Below are 6071 nucleotides of genomic sequence, written 5' to 3'. Positions count from 1 at the left end.
TGCCGCAGGCAGGAGTTTTACTTGAAAAGTGGGAGTTGTTGTTACCAAAAAAACTTTGGGGATGTGCGACTCCTGCTTTGGGGTATGTTTCCGGGTTCCCGGCGCTGCCTCACAGCAGCGCCGGATTCCGCGGGAAAGATGTCTTAGTCAAGAACAACCGGTTTGACCTTGACCTGAACGAGGGTCTTGGCGACGCCGTACTTGTGCTGAACCGATACGGGAATCAGTACCGATACCTCTTTGCCGAGGTCGTTGCCAAGCAGGCTGTGGAAATCGAGTTTCGTAGCATCCTGGGCATTCGTCTCAAAGCAGTTCTGACCCGAAGGCATCTTGAAGAACGAGTTGGCGCTATAAAGCTTTCTCTTGGCAACCTCGGTTGCGTAGTTGTCGGCAGTGATACCCTCGATGCTGACAGCCGAAATATTGCCCTGCGCGTCGACAGCCTGATTGACAACTGCTTCGGCAAAGTTCCATTGAGCGGTCTTGACATCGTAGTACTTGTAGCGTTCGGGAGCATATTCATCCTCACCTTGCGCTGCTACCGGGGCTTTTGCAGCTACGAGGTAGTTCTGGAAGTCTCGGATCGAAATAGCCTCTGCGCAATCGATAGTCTGTCCTTCAGCTGCATAGGGAAGCTCTACGACACCCAGGTCGTTCACGAACTTGAGCGGGGCAACGTAGGAAAGTTCGAACGTTTCGACCAGATAGATGTTCTTCGGGTTGATTGAGCCCCAAATCTTCGCGTTCGCACGCTGGCCGAGCAGTGCATAGCCGGCTGCATTTTCACCCACGAATACGGATATCTCGGATGCGACCGACTTGCCGTTGTCTATACCGAACCATGCATTCTGCGTCTGAGAGCCGTTGAACTGGATTCTCGAAGCATTACCGCTGAGGGTCTTCGATTGCAGCACATAGCCGTAATCGTCGTTGTTGTGCTCTACCTGGGGTTCGGCGGTTGCAGGGTTAAAGTTAACCTTGAAGTCCGTAACTGGCTGCGTTTTGGAGAACTGAATATCCCATACGGCGCAGTTGTTCATATTGGCGAGCGGCTTCTTGTCGGTAAATGCGCTTGCCAGGTCGAACTCATAGTTAACCAACTTATCGACAGTTCCGTTGCGGTATTCCGGGTTGGCCGTGTTAATGTGGATCGGCGTGACCTTGACACTCTTGTTCGCGTTGCCTGCGTAGTCGGAGTGCCACCATGCGGTATTCTTCGTAACCGTAGCCTTCAGCTCGACGGTGAAGTTTACACCGAAGGTGATCGTCAGACCGCCGTCTACGTTGCCGTCCTTGCGTACCAGATTGATCGTAACGAACATATCCTTACCGTCCTTGTACTTGCTGAGCAACTTCCCGTCCAGGTCGATAATCTTACCGATCTGGTCGGCCGTCAGGTGCCATTCGAACGCGGGTGTCGACTCTGCGGCATTGGCATCGAGTCCATACCACATTTCGTAATTGCCGTTCTTGTAATCGTCGGAGGTCTTGTCCGTAACGACCTTGCCTAAACCGGTATTATTGTTGCGCTCCGTCCATTTGTCGGTCGTGCTGATACCTGCGACTTTATAAGTATTCACGAAATCGGCCTGCGACATGCCGCTCTCGCCCATCTTCTCGAGGATATGCTTGTTCATATCATCCCAAAGGAACTTATAGGTATAGCTGCAACCCAGTTTCGTATAGATCTTGTCGATCGGGAAGCTGAAGGTCTTTTGTGTCCATTTGAGCTGGAGCCATTTTACGTCTACGATCTCATTGCGTTTTGCATCCCACAATTCGACGCGTACAACGGGGGTTTTACCGATGGCTGCCTGGTTATTCTCGGTTCCTTCCGGGGTAACGGGGGTTGCAACCGAGCCGTTCAGTTTGATGTACTTCTGGTTGTCGGCCTCGTTTTCGCCGCGTTTGAACGGGACTGTCGGCACTGCGAAACGGAATTCCAAACCCGCAACAGCAAGAGCTGCCTTATTGATTTCACGGGCCTTAGCTCCCTCTGCATTGGTTGCACAACCGGTAACCAGGGTCAGCAGGTCGATCGTTTCGTCGTAATCGCAAGTCGCAGCCGGCTTCGATGCCACCAAATCTGTTGCCTTCTTATACGTCTCGTAGAAATGATAATGTTTGCTGTCCGTATCGCTGTACTTGGCAATTCCTTCCCCGTCATCGCGCAGGGCTGCGATCTTAACATCATAGATATATTCGCTCAGTTTCGTATAGTCGGAATAAATGAACGTATCGTCGGCATCGTCTTCCAGCCATTTCTCCGCGATAGGCACCTTCAATGCTGCCGTATAGATATTATTTTCGGGAGCAGGCTTTACAAGACCATAACCGGCAACACGACGTGTGTTGACTGTCAGTTCGTTGCTCTTGATGTTCCATGCACTGCCGGCCTCGGTCGACCATGTGTTGGAAACGACGGACAGGAGCGTGCTGCCGACGGCGGAACGCGAAACAGCCTGTTCGAACACGAACGAAGGAGTCTCGATATCGCTGTTGGTAACGACCGAAGGCGAAACGTGGTAGCGAACGGGTGTAGCTTTTTCGGAAATATACCAATACTTTTCGGTAGCAGGAGTAACAGCGGCCGTTTCCGTAGAGGTATTGACCTTCATTTTCTTGTAGCGTAACGAGTTGACTTCGATCGTCTCAATGCCGTTTTCATACAGATCGGGAATCAGCGTTACACTGGTCAGACGTCCCGATACCCATTTTTGCAACTCTGCCGTCAAATCTGTTTTCGCATCGGCAATGGCATCGGCAATAGCATTGGTTATAACACCGTTTTCTGCCAAGGCGTCGGTCAGGCACTGGTGCATTTTACCATCGTATTGCGAAATGGCAGTCGTGATAGCCTGGTAGATCTTGCCTTCCTTACCAGCTTCGGACGAAAGCGCTGCATCGAGTGCCGATGTGAAACGCGTGTCGAAAGCTGCCTGGAAAGCTGCTCCGTTTGCATTTACAGCAGCAGCTACAGCATCGTCGATGGCCTTCTTGATGGCTGCATCGGTGTTGTAGACTTTCAAGTTCTTTGCAAGAGCTACGGCATCTGCAACACTGGCGATTGTCGCATAGGTTTTGGCAGCATCTGCTGTCTTGAGGAAAGCCCCGTCGCAATATTTCTTCAGATTATCAATATTGGTTTGCAAGCTTTCATGGGCTTTAACTGCTTTTTCGAGTTCTTTTTCAAGCTGCTCGATATCACCTGTGGCGGAAGAAATGGCCTTTTCCTGTTCGTTGATTTTTTGCTGAAGATCCTTGTCGGCCTGCTCCAGCGTACTGATTGTAACCTTTAGGGAGTTGAGTTGTTCCTCAAGCGAGGCAAGCTTGCCCGTCTCGAGGCCTTCGATTTTGTTGTTGATTTCCTTGATGTCGTCGTCGTAGTCTTTACAACCGACACCGGCTAACAATGTTCCCGTGAGGAACAGTGCGGATAATTATTTTGACCTTGTTTATCAGTCTGTTAATGACAATAAGAAATAGCCGGTTGACAGGACGGTTTACAATCCGCCGGTATTCGTTTCGAGCGGTTCTGTCCGGGGGATTTGCCAGATGCGTTTGTTGGCGCTGATAATCTTGTCGGTGTCGAACTCCTTGAGGTAGGTCTCGATCTCCGCGGGATTGCGTCCCATGTTCTGAGCGATCAGGGGCAGGGGAACGTCGGCATGGTAGAGCCTGGACGCATAGGTATGGCGTGCCGCGTAGAAGGTGACTTTCCGCGTGAGGCCGATGCGTTTGGCAACCCGTTGCAGGCTTTGGTTTATCACGTTGTTCGCATAGGTGATCCGCTCGAACTGATGCACAGGGTCTTCGTCGAAGTAAATCGGAAAGACGAAATCGTTGCCCCGCGCCTTTCCCGGCCCTAAGAACGGCACCATGTAGGGCCATGCCACCGACCGTTCGACCAGCACCCGTGTCGGGTGTTGCGTCTTGGCACGGACGAGGTTGATTTCGTAGAACGTGGCTGTGGCCTTGTGCACCTCGGCATATCGCAGGCCGTATGTCGTACGATCCCGGTCGTATTTCTCCTTGTCAGGAATTTCGATGCAGACCATATCCTTCCACTTCAGCCGGGCGAGGTCGACCAGGGCAAGCCCCTGGAAAATATAGGAGCAGATAAACAGCGCGAGCGAAAACTGTTCGGCGTCGATCGCGGCCTGCCTGACGGTGCCGTCCGCCCCGTACACCCGGCTGCGCCAGTAGCGTCGTTGCATCGTTTTTACATCGGGCTTCGGGTTCGTCTTATAATAATAGGTGTCGAGGTAGTAACGTACGATCGCCTCCAGTTCCCCGGTTTCCAGCGCCCGTTTGGCCGTCCTGACATCGAGCCTCCGGCTGAGGCGGAACCCGTGGAACGGGCTTATGGCCAGCTGGCCGCTTTGGCAGGCGTAATTCATCAGCGCCTTGAATGCGCTGAAGAAGCGTTTTATGCTCGTGTCGGCGTAGCGCGTATGGAGGTGCTGTTCGAAATCCTGCAGCCAGGCCTTGTCCACGTCGAACAGCTCGACCGTCCGGTTCTGGGAATACCGTCCGATAATATGCCGCAGCGTCTGGTAGCCGGCCGCCGTATTGTGTTTCTGCATGGTGTCCCTGAAATAGGCGATGCGTTCTTCGAACAGGTCGTCCAGCGTTTTGCGCGACGGCGGTTTCCGCCCCGAAGCCTCGAGCAGGCTCTGTACCGAATAGGCCATGCCCTGGCGTTCGTAATCCAGCACCTTGTTTTTCAGGCACATCAATTCCGATTCGATAAGGGCGTTCATATTCATCGAAAGGGGATGGCGTCCGCGTACTTCCTGTTTCGCCGTATTCCAGAGTTTTGCGGGACAGGAGAGCCCCGTACTCTTGTATTTACGTTTGCCGTTGTAACAGACCCGGATCATGACGGGGTGTTCGCCGTTGGCAAGGGTCTTGGAGGTGTAAAGGAGCGCGGTAATGGTAGCTTTTGCAATTTTCATCTTTTTTCCGGTTTACGCTATGGTTTACAAATTAAGGGGCGGAAAAAGCCCCGTTGCCCCGGCAACATATGTCCTATGCGATTGATATGCAATAATAAATCCGACCTTATTCCCCGTCGGGAAAAGGCACAAGAAAAATCCCTCTCCGGGAGAGGGATTCATCCTGTGGCCGCGCATGCCGATCAGCCTTTGCGCTTGTAGCGTGAGGGGCTTGTGCCGGTATGCTGCTTGAAGTATTTGCCGAAGAACGACTGGGTCGAGAAATTGAGGTGGTAAGCGATTTCCTGGATACTCATTCCCGAGTATTTCAGCAACGCTTTGGCCTCGAGGATCACCGACTCGTCGATCCAGCGCGCAGCAGTTTTCCCGCTGACTTCCTTGACGACCGATGAAAGGTATTTAGGCGTGATATTCAACTGTTTGGCATAGAAACTCACGTTGCGTTCCCGCTTGTTGTACTGTTGTAAAAGGGACATGAATTCGTCGAAAAGTACTTCGCAGCGCCCCTGTTTGATTCCGCCGGGCTGCTCGCGCTGGTTAATCTCGGTGATGATGTAGAACGCCGTGGTAAAGAGCGTGCGGATGATCTCGTGGCGGTAACGCTCCTTGTCGCTGCGCAGCATGGTTTTGATCAGTTGGAACAACTGGCGTATCTCATCCACGTCCTGCGGCGCGACTTCCAGCACGGGGGCTTTCCCGAAGCGCATGTAGACCGGCAGCGAGGTAGAAAGGTCGATCTGGATTTCGTTGACGAACGATTTGGAGAAGGCGAGGAAATAGGCTGCGGCGTTCGCCGAACATTTCACCGTGCGGATGATGCTGTCGGGATTGAAAAAGACGATCGTATTGGGTTTGACACTGTAATTCTGCATGTCGATCGACACGGTCGCCTCGCCTGTCATCATGATGATGGCCGAAAAACCGTCGATCGAAGCCGGGTACTCGGCCGTCGTATTGTTCTGTGCAGAAAGCGTTGTGATTACCAGGTCGTCGGAGAGATAGAACACATCGTTCATCTCCTTTTTGATACGGGAGATCGAAACCTTACGCAAGTTCTCCCTTCCGCTCTCCCTTATCGCCCTTGCCGTTTTGATAGTATCCGCCATATCGTCG

The 6071-nt window shown here is 52.5% G+C and carries 3 protein-coding genes; all 3 read right to left on the bottom strand.

What is annotated here, in order from left to right; all coding sequences use genetic code 11:
- Positions 1 to 143: 143 nt before the first annotated feature.
- Positions 144 to 3029: a hypothetical protein gene (locus tag DW189_RS09430; protein WP_147326494.1), complete on the bottom strand. Its 2886-nt coding sequence runs from the start codon at positions 3027 to 3029 to the stop codon at positions 144 to 146.
- Positions 3030 to 3503: 474 nt separating this feature from the next.
- Positions 3504 to 4958, bottom strand: coding sequence for a site-specific integrase (locus DW189_RS09425; RefSeq protein ID WP_117507752.1), 1455 nt, complete (start codon positions 4956 to 4958; stop codon positions 3504 to 3506).
- Positions 4959 to 5140: 182 nt separating this feature from the next.
- Positions 5141 to 6064, bottom strand: coding sequence for a helix-turn-helix domain-containing protein (locus tag DW189_RS09420; protein ID WP_022332336.1), 924 nt, complete (start codon positions 6062 to 6064; stop codon positions 5141 to 5143).
- Between the last annotated feature and the right edge of the window lie 7 nt (positions 6065 to 6071).

The sequence above is a fragment of the Alistipes sp. AM16-43 genome, assembly GCF_003435745.1.
GTDB lineage: Bacteria > Bacteroidota > Bacteroidia > Bacteroidales > Rikenellaceae > Alistipes > Alistipes onderdonkii.
This window is presented reverse-complemented; position numbering and strand designations above follow the sequence as displayed.

Excerpts from the sequence above, each read along its gene's own strand:
- DW189_RS09425 (WP_117507752.1), bottom strand. The coding sequence starts at position 4,958 with ATGAAAATTGCAAAAGCTACCATTACCGCGCTCCTTTACACCTCCAAG.
- DW189_RS09420 (WP_022332336.1), bottom strand. The coding sequence starts at position 6,064 with ATGGCGGATACTATCAAAACGGCAAGGGCGATAAGGGAGAGCGGAAGG.